The organism is Achromobacter sp., from assembly GCF_032102605.1.
Classification (GTDB): domain Bacteria; phylum Pseudomonadota; class Gammaproteobacteria; order Burkholderiales; family Burkholderiaceae_B; genus Achromobacter.
In genome coordinates this window covers 283,185-299,089 of the sequence record NZ_DAMDGT010000001.1, presented here as the reverse complement: position 1 = coordinate 299,089, position 15,905 = coordinate 283,185, and the positions used below count along the sequence as shown (strand labels likewise).

Annotated in this window: 15 protein-coding genes; 10 read left to right on the top strand and 5 right to left on the bottom strand. The window is 68.1% G+C overall.

Features of this window, described 5'->3' with window-relative positions; all coding sequences use genetic code 11:
* The first annotated feature begins 6 nt into the window (after positions 1-6).
* Positions 7-1,893: an ABC transporter ATP-binding protein gene (locus RT614_RS01420; RefSeq protein WP_313619765.1), complete on the top strand. Its 1,887-nt coding sequence runs from the start codon at positions 7-9 to the stop codon at positions 1,891-1,893.
* Between the two features lie 167 nt (positions 1,894-2,060).
* On the opposite strand, the gene RT614_RS01415 is transcribed toward RT614_RS01420, so the two are convergent.
* Positions 2,061-2,693 (bottom strand): LysE family translocator, encoded by a 633-nt coding sequence (locus RT614_RS01415; protein WP_313619763.1) that lies wholly within the window; start codon positions 2,691-2,693, stop codon positions 2,061-2,063.
* 132 nt (positions 2,694-2,825) lie between these two features.
* On the opposite strand from RT614_RS01415, the gene RT614_RS01410 reads away from it, so the two are divergent.
* Complete coding sequence (locus RT614_RS01410) at positions 2,826-3,308, top strand: Lrp/AsnC family transcriptional regulator (RefSeq protein WP_313619762.1); 483 nt, start codon at positions 2,826-2,828, stop codon at positions 3,306-3,308.
* A 12-nt stretch (positions 3,309-3,320) separates the two neighbouring features.
* On the opposite strand, the gene RT614_RS01405 is transcribed toward RT614_RS01410, so the two are convergent.
* Positions 3,321-3,995, bottom strand: a complete 675-nt coding sequence (locus tag RT614_RS01405; RefSeq protein ID WP_313619761.1) for a DJ-1/PfpI family protein — start codon at positions 3,993-3,995, stop codon at positions 3,321-3,323.
* 99 nt (positions 3,996-4,094) lie between these two features.
* Here RT614_RS01405 and RT614_RS01400 point away from each other — a divergent pair, with 99 nt between their 5' ends.
* Complete coding sequence (locus RT614_RS01400; protein WP_313620627.1) at positions 4,095-4,979, top strand: GlxA family transcriptional regulator; 885 nt, start codon at positions 4,095-4,097, stop codon at positions 4,977-4,979.
* A 68-nt stretch (positions 4,980-5,047) separates the two neighbouring features.
* On the opposite strand, the gene RT614_RS01395 is transcribed toward RT614_RS01400, so the two are convergent.
* A complete protein-coding gene (locus RT614_RS01395; protein WP_313619760.1) occupies positions 5,048-5,770 on the bottom strand; it encodes an SDR family oxidoreductase in 723 nt (240 codons plus the stop codon).
* Positions 5,767-6,759, bottom strand: a complete 993-nt coding sequence (locus RT614_RS01390; RefSeq protein WP_313619759.1) for a tripartite tricarboxylate transporter substrate binding protein — start codon at positions 6,757-6,759, stop codon at positions 5,767-5,769. The genes RT614_RS01395 and RT614_RS01390 overlap by 4 nt, the downstream gene beginning before the upstream one ends.
* A gap of 103 nt (positions 6,760-6,862) precedes the next feature.
* On the opposite strand from RT614_RS01390, the gene RT614_RS01385 reads away from it, so the two are divergent.
* The 6 genes from RT614_RS01385 (at position 6,863) to RT614_RS01360 (ending at position 13,430) form a co-directional block, all read left to right on the top strand.
* Complete coding sequence (locus tag RT614_RS01385) at positions 6,863-7,903, top strand: cyclase family protein (protein ID WP_313619757.1); 1,041 nt, start codon at positions 6,863-6,865, stop codon at positions 7,901-7,903.
* A gap of 3 nt (positions 7,904-7,906) precedes the next feature.
* A complete protein-coding gene (locus tag RT614_RS01380) occupies positions 7,907-9,511 on the top strand; it encodes an AMP-binding protein (protein WP_313619756.1) in 1,605 nt (534 codons plus the stop codon).
* A gap of 12 nt (positions 9,512-9,523) precedes the next feature.
* Positions 9,524-10,267: a GntR family transcriptional regulator gene (locus tag RT614_RS01375; RefSeq protein ID WP_313619755.1), complete on the top strand. Its 744-nt coding sequence runs from the start codon at positions 9,524-9,526 to the stop codon at positions 10,265-10,267.
* Between the two features lie 143 nt (positions 10,268-10,410).
* Entirely contained in the window at positions 10,411-11,670 is a 1,260-nt protein-coding gene (locus RT614_RS01370) for an ABC transporter substrate-binding protein (RefSeq protein WP_313619754.1), read from the top strand.
* Positions 11,671-11,734: 64 nt separating this feature from the next.
* Positions 11,735-12,946: a hypothetical protein gene (locus RT614_RS01365; protein ID WP_313619753.1), complete on the top strand. Its 1,212-nt coding sequence runs from the start codon at positions 11,735-11,737 to the stop codon at positions 12,944-12,946.
* Positions 12,947-12,995: 49 nt separating this feature from the next.
* Positions 12,996-13,430, top strand: coding sequence for an NUDIX hydrolase (locus RT614_RS01360; RefSeq protein WP_313619752.1), 435 nt, complete (start codon positions 12,996-12,998; stop codon positions 13,428-13,430).
* A gap of 6 nt (positions 13,431-13,436) precedes the next feature.
* On the opposite strand, the gene gcvA is transcribed toward RT614_RS01360, so the two are convergent.
* Positions 13,437-14,321, bottom strand: coding sequence for a transcriptional regulator GcvA (gcvA, locus tag RT614_RS01355; RefSeq protein WP_313619751.1), 885 nt, complete (start codon positions 14,319-14,321; stop codon positions 13,437-13,439).
* Positions 14,322-14,460: 139 nt separating this feature from the next.
* Between gcvA and RT614_RS01350 the strand changes: the two genes are divergently transcribed.
* Positions 14,461-15,903, top strand: a complete 1,443-nt coding sequence (locus RT614_RS01350) for an amidase (protein ID WP_313619750.1) — start codon at positions 14,461-14,463, stop codon at positions 15,901-15,903.
* The last annotated feature ends 2 nt before the right edge of the window (positions 15,904-15,905 follow it).

Sequence of the window (15,905 nt, the reverse complement as noted above, 5' to 3'; positions counted from 1 at the left end):
ATTGCAATGGCTAGAAAAAAAATCGACTTTCGAGGACAGGCCTTCAAGGATGTCCTGGGCTTTACCTTTCGCCACTGGGGCCGGCAACCCCTGCGCATCCTGGTCATCGCGGCGCTGGCGCTGTTGTCCGCGGTGGCCGACGTGCTGACCCCGATGTATGCCGGTCGACTGGTCGACGCCGTGGCGTCGGGCGCGGCCGGCGAACAGGTGGCCTGGAACGCCGCCATCACCGCATTCTGGCTGCTGGTGGCGCTGGGCGTGGCGGGCACTTTGCTGCGCCAGGCCGTGTTCCAGAACATCATCACTTTCACGCTGAAGATGATGAACGGCATCGCGTCCAACGCGTTCTACCGCGTGCAGCGCTTTTCCACCGACTGGCACGCCAACAGCTTCGCCGGATCCACGGTGCGCAAGATCACGCGCGGCATGTGGGCGGTGGACCTGCTGAACGACACGCTGCTGGTGGCGTTGCTGCCGTCCGTCGTGATGCTGGTTGGCGCCACCGCCCTGCTGGGCGCGCATTGGCCGTTGATGGGGCTGGTGGTCGGCCTGGGCTCGGTGCTGTACATCGCGGTCACGGCGGCGTTGTCGCTGGGCTACGTGGCGCCCGCCGCGCGCCTGGGCAACGCCTGGGACACGCGCATGGGCGGCGCGCTGGCCGACGCTGTAAGCTGCAACGCGGTGGTCAAGGCATTCGGCGCCGAAACGCGCGAAGAAGCGCGCCTGGACCGCGTGATCGACAAATGGCGCCGCCGCACGCGGCGCACCTGGATCCGCGGCACGCTGAACGGCGGTATCCAGGGCGTGATGCTGGTGGTCATGCAGGCCGCCATCCTGGGCGTATCGCTGCTGCTGTGGTCGCGCGGGCAGGCCACCGTGGGCGACATCACGTTCACGCTGACGATGTTCTTCATTCTGCAGGGCTATCTGCGCGACGTGGGTATGCACATCCGCAACCTGCAGCGCTCGGTCAACGACATGGAAGAACTGGTGGCGCTGGAAAAGCAGCCGCTGGGCGTGGAAGACCGTCCCGGAGCCGGCGCCATCGTGGTGACGGCGGGCGAGATCCGGTTCGAGGACGTGACTTTCCGCTACGGATCGCACGACACGCCGCTGTACGACAGATTCTCCGTGCGCATCGCGCCCGGAGAACGGGTCGGCCTGGTGGGCCATTCGGGATCCGGCAAGACGACGTTCATCAAGCTGATCCAGCGCCTGTACGACGTGGACGGCGGCCGCATCACCATCGACGGGCAGGACATCGCCCTGGCTGCGCAGGCATCCCTGCGCAGCCAGATCGCCATCGTTCAGCAGGAACCGGTGCTGTTCCACCGGACGCTGGCGGAGAACATCGCCTACGCGCGCCCCGGCGCCACGCAGGCCGAGATCGAGCAGGCCGCCCGGCTGGCCAGCGCGCATGATTTCATCATGTCGCTGCCCAAGGGCTATGACACGCTGGTGGGCGAACGCGGCGTGAAGCTGTCGGGCGGCGAGCGCCAGCGCGTGGCGATCGCGCGGGCCTTCCTGGCGGACGCGCCGATCCTGATCCTGGACGAAGCCACGTCCAGCCTGGACAGCGAAAGCGAGGTGCTGATCCAGCGCGCGATGGACCGCCTGATGGAAGGCCGCACGACGCTGGTGGTGGCGCACCGCCTGTCGACGGTGCGCGCGCTGGACCGCCTGCTGGTGATGGAGCATGGCCGCGTCATCGAGGAAGGCAGCCACGATGCGCTGATCCGCCTGAAAGGCGGCTTGTACCGGCGGCTGTTCGAGCGTCAGGCCCTGGAGCTGACCAAGGGACTGAGCCCTGCGGAACTGCTGGAGGACGGCGCGGCGCCGCCGCCCGCCAAGACGCAGGAGGTCGACGAGTCGTCGTTCGCCTTCGGCAAGTAAGACCGGCGGGGATGTGGGAGGGGCCGGCGTGGACACGTCCGGTGCGGAAGCGCCCGGCGAGGAAACGCCCGGCGTGGAAGCGCCCGGCGTGGAAGCCCCTGACGCGGAAGGGCCCGGCGTTAAAACGCGTCGGGCCCTTTTTTTCTGCGAAAGCCGCCGACCGGCTTTCAGCCCGGGCGCTGGGCGAAGGTCAGGCGCAGGCCGAAGCCGATCAGCGCGGTGCCGAACACGATGCCCTGGATCTTCTGCGCGCGCGGGCTGGCCGCCATCCAGCGGCCCACTGCACCTCCCGCCAGCGCGCACAGCACGTCGAAGGTCAATCCCAATCCGACCAGGATGACGCCCAGCACGGCGAACTGCTGGCCGATGGGACCGCGCTCGGGCGACACGAACTGCGGCAACAGCACCGAGCAGAACAGCAAGGCCTTTGGATTGAGCACGTTGGTCAGCACGCCGCTCATCAGCGCCGGTCCCCAGCCGGCGTGCCGCACCGCGGCGTCGCCCGCCAGCGCCGGAACGGAAGGCGGCGCGCGCAGCAGGCGCACGCCCAGCCACACGAGATAGCAGCCGCCCACCGTGCGGGCCGCGTCGAATGCCCACGGATGCGTCTTGAACAAGGCCGCCAGGCCAAGCGCCGCCAGCGTCACGTGCGCCGCCCGCGCAATCGCCAGGCCCGCCGCGACGGCCAGCGCCTGCCCGCGGCCGCGCAGCAGGCCGGTTTCCAGCAGCAGGATCATGTCCGGCCCGGGCACCACGTACACAATGAGCAACGCGCCCAGAAACAACGCCATGTCGGCCATGTCCCGCCCCTTCGCCAAGATTTCAATGGCGAGATTCTAGGGAAATGGGCGTGGCATGTGCTTGCGTATCCTGCCAATTGAACTACCATCCTTGGCACGACTCACCAATCACCACTACATCCCATTAATTTCATGCCAAAACGCGAACTCGACGCCTACGACCGCCGCATTCTGGAGGCCCTGCAGAAGAACGGCCGGCTGACGAACGTGGAACTGGCCGAGCAGATCGGCCTGTCACCCTCGCCCTGCTTGCGGCGGGTGCGGATGATGGAAGAAGCCGGCGTCATCCAGGGCTACGAAGCGCGACTTGATCCGCACGAGGTCGGCCTGGGACTGACGGTGTTCGTGGGCGTCAAAGTCGAACGGCACCACGAACGGGATGCCGAGCTGTTCCGCAAGGAGGTCAGCGCCCTGCCGGAAGTGATCGCCGCCCACCTGGTGTCCGGCGAATCCGACTTCCTTCTGCAGGTGGTGGTGCCCGACCTGCGGGGGTACGAACACTTCCTGCTGCACACCTTGCTCAAGCTGCCGGGCGTGAAGGACATCCGCAGCAACTTCGCCATCCAGACCGTCAAGCCGCAGAGTCCGCTGCCGCTGGATCATCTGGGCCGGTAACGCCACCTGCCGTCAGGGCATGGCGGCGGCCGCCCGGTCCACGGCCGCGCTGCGGCGTTCGAAGCGCGCCTGGGACATCGCCAGGTAGCGCTCCACAATCGCCGGCTCAGACGTCCGCGGGGTGCCACCGTGAAATGGCGGCTTCGGGTCGTATTCGATCTGCAACTGGATCAGCTTGGCGACGTCCTCGCCGCACAGCGCCGCCACGACCTTCAATCCCATGTCGATGCCTGATGTCACGCCGCCTGCCGTGAAGACGTTGCCGTCCACGCACAGGCGCTCTTCGGTCGGCGTCGCGCCGAAACGCGCAAGCAGCTCGCGAGCCCGCCAGTGGCTGGACGCCCGCTTGCCGCGCAGCAGCCCCGCCGCGCCCAGCAGCAACGAGCCCGTGCAGATGCCGAAGAGGTATTTCGCGCCCAGGCCCTGCCGCCGCGTGAAGGCCACCCAATCGGGATCGACGATGGCATCATCCGTGCCCGGGCCGCCTGGCACCACCAGCAGATCGCAAGGCGCGGCAGACTCCAGCGTCTGCGTGGGCATAAAGCGCAAGCCGCGATCGCAACGCACCGGATCCAGCGTTTTTGCGACAAAATCCACGGTGAAGCCCGGCGCGTTCGCCAGCACTTCGTACGGCCCGGTCATGTCCAGCTGGGTCAGTCCTTCGAACAACACGAAATTCACATGCATGACGATGCTCCCTTGAAAACGCCAATGCCCAGCATAGGCGCTAGCGCCGGCCACGGCGCGCCAGAATGCGCCCGGAACGCGCCAAATGCGCCCCGCCGCGTGGTGTTCGTCCTGTACGACGGTTTCCAGCCGCTGGACCTGGCCGGCCCGTGGCAGGCCTTCAGTTCCGCCAACGAAGAAGCGGGCCGCCCGCTCTACCAGTTGAAGACGATCGCGGCCACGCCGGTCGTCGCCACATGGGAACAGGGGCTGCGGATGCAGGTGGACGGCACATTCGAGGAAGACGGCGACGCGCCCATCGACATGCTGATGGTGCCCGGCGGACCGGGCGTGGACCGCGCGTCGGCCCATGGCGAAACGCGCGCCTGGCTGCGCCGCCGCGACGCCGGCACCCGGCGCACCTGTAGCGTCTGCACCGGTGCGTTCGTGCTGGCTGCCGCCGGCCTGCTGGATGGCCGCGCCGTCACCACCCACTGGCGCTCGGCGGACCGGCTGCGCCAGATGTATCCGGCGCTGCTGGTGGAGGACGACCGGATCTACATCGAAAGCGCCAAATACTGGACCTCGGCGGGCGTCACCGCGGGCATCGACCTGGCCCTGGCGCTGATCGAACGCGACTTTGGCGCGGCGTTGTCCCAGCAGGTGGCCCGGCGCCTGGTCGTCTTCATGCGCCGCAACGGCGACCAGCGCCAGTACAGCCAGACCCTGCGCCTGCAGGACCGCGTGGCCGCGCCCTTTCGGGAACTCGTTGAAAAGATGGAAGCGCGGCTGTCGGCGCGCTGGTCGGTGGACGAGATGGCGGACGCCTGCCACATGTCGCGCCGCACCTTCCAGCGCAAGTTCGCCGCGCACTTCGGCGTGGCGCCCACCGAAGTGCTGCGCCGCCTGCGCGAGGAGCGGGCCGGCGCGCTGGAAGGCGCCGGCAAGCTTGGTCGAAAGGCGGTCGAAAACCACGTCGGCCCGCTGAAGCGAAGCCGGCCGTAGCGCGGCCGGGACGCCCAGCGCTGACGCCCCGCGCCCGACCGGGCCATCGGCCGGCGCCCGCGCCGCGGCTACCCCGTCAGCCCCACCGACATCCCGCCGCACACGTACAGCAACTGCCCCGTCACGAAACCCGCTCGCGGATCCAGGAACATGGCGACCGTATGGGCTACCTCGTCCGGCGAGCCGACCCGGCCCACGGGGATCGACGCCTCCAGCGCCCGCGTCCGGGGCGCGCCCGGCGGGTTGGATTGATTGAACAGCTCGGTCGCCACCGGCCCGGGCGCCACGGTGTTCACCGTGATGCCGTCGCCCGCCAGCTCCAACGCCCAGGTGCGGGTCATGCCGGCCAGCCCGGCCTTGGACGCGCCGTAGACCGTCCGGCCGCCCTTGCCCAGCGCCGCGCGGCTGCCGATGTTGACCACGCGCCCGTACTTCGCCTGGCGCATGCCGGGCAGCAGCGCCTGCAGCAGCAGGATGGGCGCCGTCAGGTTCAGCGCCATCGTGCGCGCCAGTTCCTCTTGCGTGACGTCTTCGATGTTGGCGACCTGGATCATCCCGGCGTTGTTCACCAGGTTCAGCACGGGCCGCTCGGCGGCTAGTTCGCGGGCTGCGGCGATGGTCGCGGTTGCGTCGCCCAGGTCGACAGACCGGAAGGTCTCGCCGGGCAGCAGCGCATCGGGCGCCGTGCGGCTGAAGTTGACGACCTGGTAGCCATCTTCCAGCAGCCGCGCGACGATGGCGCGGCCGATACCCCGGCTGCCGCCGGTGACAAGAGCGGTGGGCGTGTTCATTGCGCAGTGATTCCTTTGTCCTTGATTAGGCCGCCCCACTTCTTGCGCTCGGCCGCCTCGAAGGCGGCCAGGTCCGCGCCGAACAGCGTGCCCGGCTTGGCGCCCATGGTGGCGAAATTGGTGGCGATGGCTTGCGTCTGCAGGCCGCTGCGGGCGGCGGCGATCAACTGCTCGACCACCGGCGCCGGCGTGTTGCGCGGCGCGTACAGCGCAAACCAGGCGGTGACGTCGAACCCGGGCAGGCCGGATTCGGCGACGGTTGGCAGGTCGGGCACCGACGGATCGCGCGCGGCCGAGGTCACGGCCACGCCGCGCACCAGGTTGCCGTCCTTGATCTGCGCCAGCGCGCCCGGCAGGTTGTCGAACAGCAAGTCGACCTGGCCGCCCGCCACCGCGGGCAGGGACGCGGACGTTCCCTTGAACGGCACGTGCAGCATCGTCACGCCCGCCATGGCCTCGAAATACGCGCCCGTCAGGTGCACCGACGAACCGATGCCGGGCGACGCGTAGGTCAGCTTCTTGTCCGGCGACTGCTTGGCCGCCTTGATCACGTCCGCCACCGTCTTGTAGGGCGACTTCGCGCTGACCGCGATGACGTTGGGCGTGGTGGACACCAGCGCGATCGGCACCAGGTCGTGCTCGGGGTCGAACGCCATGTTGCTGTAGAGAAACTGGTTGATCGTCTGCGTGCCGATCGTGCCCAGCCCCAGCGTGTAGCCGTCGGCCTTGGCGCGGGCCACGTAAGCCATGCCAATGTTGCCGCCCGCGCCGGGCTTGTTCTCGACCAGCACGGTCTGCTTCAGCCCCGGTTGTAGCGCATTGGCGATGGCGCGGCCAAACAGGTCGGCGCCGCCGCCCGGCGGATACGGCACGACGACCGTGACAGGATGATCGGGATAACCCGCGGCGTGAGCGGCAGGCAGCGCCAGAACGGCCAGCGCGGCAAAGGCGATGCGCCAGCCGGCGCGCGGATGCGGCAATTGCGTCATGGTCTTGTCTCCTATCGAACCCGCTGAGTGCGGATTTCTTTTTAAAGTACGTAAATACGTACTATATTCATAAGAACATAGAAAACCGACAGGAGACAAGCAGATGAAACGCTGGACGCAACGGCCCGAAGGATCCACCTGGGGCGATTTCGGCCCGGACGACGAACTGGGCCGCCTGAACCTGCTGACCGAGGAAAAGGTCTTGCAGGCCGTGCGCGAAGTCCGCGCCGGCAAGGTGTTCTGCCTGTCGCTGCCGCTGGACCTGCCGGGCGGCAACGTGCTGAATCCGCGCCGCCATGCGCCCACGCTCAAGCCCACGTTCCGCGAAGGCACCCCCTACCTGAACTTTGCGATGTCGCAGGTGCAGCCCGAGGCCGTCGACGTGCTGTCCGATGACCAGGTGACGCTGTCGATGCAGTACTCCACGCAGTGGGACGGGCTGTGCCACGTCGGCGCCATGTTCGACATCCAGGGCGACGGCCAGGCGCGCCGCGTCTACTACAACGGCTACGCCGCCGGCGTCGACGTCTTCGGCGGCGCCGACCCCGACACCTCCGCGCAAGCCTGCTGCCCGCCGGGCGGCTCCTTCGCGCGCAAGCTCAGCGTCAGCCGCTACGCCGAAAAGGGCATGCAGGGCCGCGGCGTGCTGGTGGACCTGGAGCGGGCGTTCGGCCCCGGCCGCACGCTGGTAAACCACGACAAGCTGCAGGCCGCGATGCACGACCAGAACGTCGTGCTCGAATCCGGCGACATGCTGGTGCTGCGCACCGGCTTCGCCGAAGTGGTCGTCGCCATGGACGGCAACCCCGACCCGCATCAACTGGAACAGACGGGCGCGGTGCTGGACGGCGCCGATCCCGCGCTGCTGGACTGGATCACCCGATCCGGCATCGCCGCGATCTGCGCGGACAACTACGCCGTGGAGTCCTACCCGGCACGCACCTCCGGCACGGGACACTCGATCCTGCCGCTGCATCACCACTGCCTCTTCAAACTGGGCGTGCCGCTTGCCGAGCTCTGGTATCTGAAGGACCTGGCCGATTGGCTGCACGAACATGGGCGCAACCGCTTCCTGTTGACAGCCCCGCCCTTGCGCATGCCCGGCGCGGTAGGTTCCCCCGTGACGCCCATCGCCACGGTGTAAGCCATGACGCTGCCGTACTCGACGTTTTCCGAACACCTGGACGCGCTGGTCTTGCGCCGCCCGGACGCCGCCGCGCTGATCGACCAGGACACGTCCATCAGCATCGCCGAGTTGCGCGCGCGCAGCCGGGCCCTGGCCGCGGGCCTGGCCAGCATGGGCGTGCGCCCCGGCCACCGCGTCGCGGTGTGGCTGCCGAACTGCGCGGCCTGGGTGGAATCCTTCCTGGCCTGCGCCCACCTGGGCGCGCTGGTGCTGGCCGTCAACACGCGCTTCCGGGCGCTGGAAGTGGCCGACATCCTTGGCCGCGGCCGCGCCGACTGGCTGGTGTATTGGCCGGGTTTCAAGGGCATCGATTTCCAGGGCATCCTGGACGGCGTGGCGCCGGCTGACCTGGACCGCCTGCAAGGCGCGGTCGCGCTGTCCGACGCGCAGGAGTCCGCCCCGGCGTCCGTGCATGGCAAACCCGTGCACCGGTATGACGCCCTGATGGCCTGCCCCGACGCGCCGCCGCCGGCCCAAGGCAATGCCGGCGTGCTGTGCTTCACCACATCCGGCACCACGTCCAAGCCCAAGTTCGTCCTGCACGACCAGCAGACCCTGCTGCGCCATGGCGCAGCGGTGGCGCAGGCGTTCGGCTATGACGACGACGCCTGCGTGCTGGCCAGCGCGCCGTTCTGTGGCGCCTTCGGATTCGCGACGCTGGTCGGGGGACTGGCGCGCGGCGTGCCCGTCGTCTGCGCCCCCGTGTTCAACGCGGCGGAATCGGCGGCGGCCGTCGCCCGCCACGCCGTGACGCACACGTATGCCAACAACGAGGCCCTGGTGGGCATGATGCAGGACGCGCCGCCAGAAACCTTTGCGTCCGTCCGGCTGTTCGGCTTCGCCAGTTTCACCCCTGCGCTGGACAACATGCTGGACCTGGCCCGCGCGGCCGGCGTTCCGCTGACCGGCCTGTATGGTTCCAGCGAGCTGATCGCGCTGGTCGCCGGCCAGCCGCGCGATGCCACGGACGGAGACGTGTCGGCCCGCCACCAGCCCGGCGGCACGCTGATCTATCCCGCGGCGCGCGTGCGCGCCCGCGATCCCGAGACCGGCCAGATCCTGCCGCACGGGCAATCCGGCGAAATCGAGATCCTGTCGCCCAGCCTGATGCAGGGCTATCTGGACAATCCCGAGGCCACGCGCGCCGCCGTGACCGAAGACGGCTACTTCAAGACCGGGGACCTGGGCTACACGCTGACACCACGCCAGTTCGTGTTCCAGACCCGCATGGGAGATTCGCTGCGACTGTCCGGCTTTCTGGTCAATCCGGTGGAGATCGAGCAGGTTGTCGAAAGCCTGCCCGGCGTGCGCGCCTGCCAGGTGGTGGGCGCCACGCGCAACGGCAAGATCGTGCCCTACGCCTTCGTGCTGCTGCACCCGGGCGCAGAAGCCGATCCGGCCGGTTGGACCGCCGCCTGCAAGGCCGCGATGGCGGGATTCAAGGCGCCTGCCGGCTTCACCGTGCTGGACGCCTTTCCGTCAGTCGAAAGCGCCAATTCGGTCAAGATCCAGAAGCATCGCCTGCGCGAGATGGCGGACGCTATGCTCTCGGGTTCGTCGTCCTAGCCTTCGTCCCCCATGCCCGCCCGCAAACTCTTTTCGCGCAGTCCCCAACCGCTTTACCTGCAGGCGGCCGCGCTGTTCCGCAGCCACATCCAGAATCGGACGTGGCGGCCCGGACAGCAGATCCCGCCGCTGGAATCGCTGATGGAGACCTACGGCATCTCGCGCGCGACCATCCGCCAGGCCTTCGGCCTGCTGGAAGAAGACGGCCTGATCCGGCGTTCCCGCGGGTCGGGCACCTTCGTCAACGCCGAGCTGCCCGAAACGCCCACGCTGCTCATTCCGAAGACCTGGGCCGAAACCGTCGAACTCAGCAACCAGCTTGGCACGGTGTCGCTGGTGGAATCCAGCGCGGATTCTCCGCTGCCGGACACGCTGGGCATGCCCTGCGGCGCGGACCGCAGCGGCAGCTTCCAGTACCTGCGGCGCGTCCACACCACCGACACCGGGCCTTTTTGCTATAGCGAGGTCTTCCTGGACAGCGGCCTCTTTCGCAAGCACCGGACTCGCATCCAGAAAAGTACGGTAGCGCCGGTGCTGGACCAATTCTATGGCGCGCGCATCTCCGAGGCGCGCCAGGTGCTGAACGTGATCGAAGCGGGCCAGGAGTCGGCGGAATCGCTGCAGATTCCGGTGTCCTCGCCCGTGGCCGAACTGCGCCGCTATGCCTGCATCGACGGCCGCGTGGTGTATTTCGCGCGGCTGGAGTTTCCGTTCCGCAAGGTGCGGATGGAATTCGACCTGCTCAGCAGCCGTTGAACCCCGACCCCACCAAGGAGCCCACCGCCCACACACGTCAATCGCCGCCGTCCGATATCAAACAGGGCGCAGCAGCCAGAACAGAACAGACAAGACACGCGCCCGCAGCATCCGACAAGAATCCGGCATACAGGGAGACAACCATGAGACATGCCGACAAGACCCGGATTTCATTGCAGTGCCGCAGCACCCTCGTTCGACTTTTCGCCACGGCGGCCCTGGCCGCGGGAGCAGGCGCGCAGGCGCAGACGCCCTCGCCCGCCATCTCCGACGACGTGGTCCGCCTGGGCCTGATCCTGGACATGAGCGGCGTCTACGCCGACGTCACGGGCAAAGGCAGCGCCGCCGCCGCCGAAATGGCGATCGCCGACTTCGGCGGCACGGTGCTGGGCAAGAAGGTGGACCTGCTGGTGGTGGACCACCAAAACAAGGCCGACATCGCCGCGGCCAAGGCGCGCGAGTGGTACGACACCCAGAAGGTGGACGCCATCATGGACGTCGCGGGCTCGGCGCCCGCGTTGGCCGTGCTGGAAGTGGCGCGGGAAAAGAAGAAGATCGTCGTCTTCAGCGGCCCCGGCACCGAACGCATCACCAACGACCTATGCTCGCCGTATTCGGTGCACTACACCTACGACACCTGGTCGCTGGCCAACACCACGGCGCGCGCAACCGTCGAGCAAGGCGGCAAGAGCTGGTACTTCCTGACGGCCGACTACGCCTTCGGCCACACGCTGCAGGCCTCGGCCACCGACGTCGTGAAAGCCAACGGCGGCACGGTGCTGGGCGCGTCGCGCCACCCGCTGGGCTCCAGCGACTTTGCGTCCTACCTGCTGCAGGCGCAGGCCAGCAAGGCGCAGATCGTAGGCCTGGCCAACGCGGGCGGCGACACCGTCAACGCCATCAAGGCGGCCAGCGAATTCGGCCTGACAAAAGGCGGGCAGAAGATGGCGGGCCTGCTCCTGTACATCAACGACATCCACGCCATCGGCCTGGACGCGGCCGCCGGCCTGACGCTGACGGAAGCCTTCTACTGGGACATGAACGACCAGACCCGCGCCTGGTCGCAGCGCTACTTCGACAAGCTGAAGAAAATGCCCAACATGAGCCAGGCGGGCACGTATTCGTCGGTGATGCACTATCTGAAGGCGGTGCAGGCGGCGGGCACGGACGAGCCCGCGGCTGTCATGAAACAGATGAAAGCCACGCCCATCAACGACTTCTTCGCGACGAACGGCCGCATCCGCGAGGACGGCCGCATGGTGCATGACATGTACCTGTTTGAAGTGAAGAAGCCGTCGGAATCCAAGCGGCCGTGGGATTACTACAAGCTGGTGGCGACGCTGCCGGGCGACCAGGCCTTCATGCCGCTGTCCCGGTCAACCTGCCCGCTGGTGAAGAAGTAGCGCGGACGCGGCGGGCGGCAAGCCCGCCGCGTTATCCTTGCGGGTTTGGATTCGACGCTCCAGCATGCCGCAACCGTCTGCTCGCATCATCGAAGGCAAGATCACCCAGATCCGGCTTGCGATTCCCGTGAACTGCAAAGACGTCTTCCTGCGCATCGGCGCCGACGCGGTATGGGGTGTGGACCTGGACACATCGCACATCGCCCGGCTTCGGGCCTGCCACGTCGATGGCGCTCCCGTTCGCGTCGGCGTCCTGGAGGTCGAGCACGGACAGAACCGCTTCTGCTGGGCCGTGCCGGCGCACGGCGATCCCATTCCCCCGACCACTTACCAGACGGCGCAACGGCGCAACGGACGCCAGGCCGCCATCTGCGGCGCGGTGGGGCTGGCGGCGCTGGGAGCTGCGTGGCTGTTCGGCCTGGCGACCATGCTGCGGATGTTCCTGATGATGTTCTCGCTGGTCGTGGCCCTGACAGCGTTGATCCTGGCCGGCTACGCCTTGCACGCGCTATGGTGCAACCGACGCGATCGGCCGCGCATCCAGGAGATCGAGGCGCTGTTCGATCCCAGGCGGCCGCCCGCTGGCCCGTCAGCCGCACCGCCACCGCCGCCGACCCGGCTGGAGCCGGAAGCGCTGCGCGAAGACGGCGATCCCCCCCTCCTGCGGATCCGCGGCCGCCTGGACGGCATCTCTCACGAAACACGGCATGTGCACAAGGGTCCCACCTACGGCCACTATCGCTTTTCGATCCAGGGCCGGAGCTTCGTGATGACCGTGGACGAATCGCTGGGCAGTCGGCGGCCGTTCCTGGCTCAGGATGACCAGGTCGAAATGGTGGTCGACGCCGACCCTGCTCCCGGAGAACCGCACGTCGTCTATGCGCTGCGCAATCTCGAGGACGGGCGCAACTACATGTGCCACCTGCGATTCCGCGGGCGCCTGGGCAAGGACACCCCGGTCGGGGTCGGCATGGGCCAGCGAGCGTCCATGCTCAAGATGATCGGCGCGCTGCTGCTTGCGGCGTGGCTGTTCTTTGTCGGCCTGGCCTGGTTTCCGGACCCCGACGCGTCGCTGGGCGATTTCCCCGAACTGGCGATCTTCATCCTGGGAATGTTCCTGCTGGTGTGGCTGGGCTTTGCCCTGCCCCTGCTCTGGCTCGACACGCGTTGGCGCATGGGCAGGCCGACCCCGCGCCAGCGGATCACCGAACGCGTTTACGCGCTGCTTGGCCTGGGGTCGCCGTTTGCGCCCACCCAACGCATCGAAGAGGTGTGACCGAGCCAGCGTATCCTTCCAGGACGCCAGACTGCCGCAGGAGACCCGCATGACCACGCCCGCCCCACGCCCCATCGCCGCCACCATCGCCGCCGTCGTGCGCGACGGCCAGGTGCTGCTGGTGCGCCGCGCCAATCCCCCGGACCAGGACCGCTGGGCCTTCCCGGGCGGCAAGATCGACGCCGGCGAGCGGATCGAGGACGCCGCCGCGCGGGAACTGTTGGAGGAAACCGGCGTCACCGCCCAGCCGCTGCGCGTGTTCGATGCGGTCGACGTGTTCGACCGCGACGACACGGGCGCGCTGCGCCGCCACTTCATCCTGATCGCCGTGCTGTGCCGCTGGCAGTCCGGCGAGCCGGTGGCGGGCGACGATGCGCGTGACGCCCGCTGGGTGCCGCTGGCCGACCTGGACGCCCATGTCCTGGCGACCAGCTTCGGTGTCGCGGAACTGGCGCACAAGGCCGCGGCGCTGATGGCGGCCTAGACCTGTTCAGGCGCCGCGCGCCCGCAGCCAGTCGCGCAAGGCCCTGACCTTGTCCTTCATCGGCCCCCTGCCCGGCCACACCAGGTAGTAGCCGAATTCCTCCAGCCAGGCGTCGTCCGCCAGCCGGACCAGCCGCCCCGCCGCAAGTTCGTCTTCAACCATTGCCGCCGGCAGCAGACCCATGCCCTGCCCGGCCGCGACCGCCTTCAGAAGCAGACTGCCATCGTCGAAGGCCGGTCCCCTGGGCATGCCCGCGTCCTCCACGCCCTGCGCCGCGAACCAGAGCTGCCAGCCCTTGCGGCCTTCGTCGTGCACGCGTGGCCAGCGCAGCAGGTCCCGCGCGCCGCCGGGCAGGCCCAGCGTAGCGACCAGGCTGGCCGACGCGACCGGCACGACTTCCACCGTCAACAGGTGTTCGCTCTGCAAGCCCGGGTAGCGGCCCAGCCCGTGCCGGATGGCGATGTCCACGCCGTCGCGATTGAAATCCGTCAACGCATTGCCGGTCACGATCTGCAGGTCGATATCGGGGTGGCGCGCATGGAAGTCGTTCAGGCGAGGGATCAGCCAGGCCGATGCGAAGAAGGCAGTGGTGCCCACGGTAAGCACACGGCTTGCCGGAGGCGCCGCGACGCGGACCGAGGCCTCCAGTATCTGGCGAAACGCATTGCGGATAGGCGGCAGGTAATTCTTGCCGGCGTCCGTCAGCAGGATGCCCCGGTTCACGCGTACGAAGAGCGGCACGCCCAGATGCTGCTCCAGCGTCTTGATCAACTGGCTGACCGCGCCGGGCGTCACGCACAGTTCTTCCGCCGCAGTCTTCATGGACTGGTGGCGGGCGGCGGCGTCGAAGGCGCGCAGCGCATTGAGCGGCGGTAGTCTTGGCGAGGTCACGAGGCTGGGTTTCCGCAACGTTTCAATATAGTTTTTCTAATCTAATCAAGATAGAAAACCGGGTTTGTGGAATCTTATATATCCCGTTAATTTTGGGCCATCTCAAGGAATCCAGTTTCAAAAAGAATAGTTTAACTATATGGATTACATCAAGCTCGAAGCCCCCACCGCAGACGCAATCCTGGATCGGGACCTGACTCAAGTCGCCGCGCTGATCCGATCCGGCGCTCTCTCGCCCGTGGAGATCACACGCGCCCAGCTGCGGCGCATCGAGGTCCGGGACGGCGCTCTGCGCAGCTATGCCTGCGTAACGGCGGCGTCGGCGCTGCGAGCGGCGCAGGCCGCCGAAACGGAGATACGCGGCGGGCGCTACCGTGGCCCGCTACACGGCGTTCCGATAGCGCTGAAGGACCTGTGCCGACGGAAAGGCGTACCGGCGGCGGCTGGCACGACCATCCTGCGCGGCGCGCCCGCGGAATATGACGCCACCGTCGTCAGGCGCTTGCGCGACGCGGGCGCAGTGCTGCTGGGGCAGTTGCAGATGACGGAAGGGGCGTACTCCGACCATCATCCCGCCGTCCAGCCCCCGCGCAATCCGTGGAACGCGGACTACTGGACCGGCATCTCGTCCAGCGGCTCCGCCGTGGCGACTGCGGCTGGCCTCTGTTTTGCGGCGACGGCGTCCGATACCGGCGGATCGATCCGCTGGCCTTGCGCCGCCACCGGACTGACCGGCATCAAGCCGACCTGGGGCCGCGTCAGCCGGCATGGCACGGTGGAACTGGCGGCCTCGCTGGATCACATCGGCGTCATCGCGCGCAGCGCGCGCGACGCGGCCGTCATGCTGGAAGCCATGGCGGGCGCCGACCCTCTGGACCCGACCACCTTGCAGGCGCCGGTGCCGCGCTACGCAGAACTGGCCGTCGGCTCCGTCCACGGCCTGCGGATCGGCATCGACCCCGGCTGGAACCTTACGGACGTGGACGCACAGACCCAAGGCATGCTTGAGGCCGCCGCGCAGACATTCCAGGAGCTGGGCGCGACGCTGGTCCCGGTGCGTTTTCCCATTGCCGAGGGCGAACAGGCGGTTCGCGACTGGGCGCCGAACTGCGCGGTGGAGGCCGCGGTGGCGCATGCGGACACCTACCCTGCCCGCCGCTCGGAGTACGGCCCGGTGCTGGCGTCGGTGCTCGATGCGGGCCACGCCTTGTCCGGCCTGGACTATCAGCGCCTCCTGCTGCGCCGCATGGTCCTACGCGGAAAGGTCGATGCCCTGTTCACCGGCATCGACGCGCTGCTGGCGCCCGTGCAACCCATGCCGCCACTGACGTTGCGCGCCATCAGCACGCTGGGCGATCAGCCCGGGTTGATCGCGGCGCTGCAACGCTATACATGCGTATTCGACATGACGGGGCATCCCTGCCTGACGCTGCCGGCCGGCCAGTGCGACGCCGGCATGCCGATGGGCCTGCAACTGGTGGGGGCCCATCTGGATGAGACCACGTTGTTGCGCCTGGGCACCGCGTTCCAGGCCGCCACGCGCTGGCATCTGCGCAGGCCCGCGCCAGGAGAACGGGAATGACG

What these genes read in the sequence shown, in the direction of transcription:
- RT614_RS01420 (WP_313619765.1), top strand. Translation starts at nt 7, where the DNA reads ATGGCTAGAAAAAAAATCGACTTTCGAGGACAGGCCTTCAAGGATGTC.
- RT614_RS01415 (WP_313619763.1), bottom strand. Translation starts at nt 2,693, where the DNA reads ATGGCCGACATGGCGTTGTTTCTGGGCGCGTTGCTCATTGTGTACGTG.
- RT614_RS01410 (WP_313619762.1), top strand. Translation starts at nt 2,826, where the DNA reads ATGCCAAAACGCGAACTCGACGCCTACGACCGCCGCATTCTGGAGGCC.
- RT614_RS01405 (WP_313619761.1), bottom strand. Translation starts at nt 3,995, where the DNA reads ATGCATGTGAATTTCGTGTTGTTCGAAGGACTGACCCAGCTGGACATG.
- RT614_RS01395 (WP_313619760.1), bottom strand. Translation starts at nt 5,770, where the DNA reads ATGAACACGCCCACCGCTCTTGTCACCGGCGGCAGCCGGGGTATCGGC.
- RT614_RS01390 (WP_313619759.1), bottom strand. Translation starts at nt 6,759, where the DNA reads ATGACGCAATTGCCGCATCCGCGCGCCGGCTGGCGCATCGCCTTTGCC.
- RT614_RS01385 (WP_313619757.1), top strand. Translation starts at nt 6,863, where the DNA reads ATGAAACGCTGGACGCAACGGCCCGAAGGATCCACCTGGGGCGATTTC.
- RT614_RS01380 (WP_313619756.1), top strand. Translation starts at nt 7,907, where the DNA reads ATGACGCTGCCGTACTCGACGTTTTCCGAACACCTGGACGCGCTGGTC.
- RT614_RS01375 (WP_313619755.1), top strand. Translation starts at nt 9,524, where the DNA reads ATGCCCGCCCGCAAACTCTTTTCGCGCAGTCCCCAACCGCTTTACCTG.
- RT614_RS01370 (WP_313619754.1), top strand. Translation starts at nt 10,411, where the DNA reads ATGAGACATGCCGACAAGACCCGGATTTCATTGCAGTGCCGCAGCACC.
- RT614_RS01365 (WP_313619753.1), top strand. Translation starts at nt 11,735, where the DNA reads ATGCCGCAACCGTCTGCTCGCATCATCGAAGGCAAGATCACCCAGATC.
- RT614_RS01360 (WP_313619752.1), top strand. Translation starts at nt 12,996, where the DNA reads ATGACCACGCCCGCCCCACGCCCCATCGCCGCCACCATCGCCGCCGTC.
- RT614_RS01350 (WP_313619750.1), top strand. Translation starts at nt 14,461, where the DNA reads ATGGATTACATCAAGCTCGAAGCCCCCACCGCAGACGCAATCCTGGAT.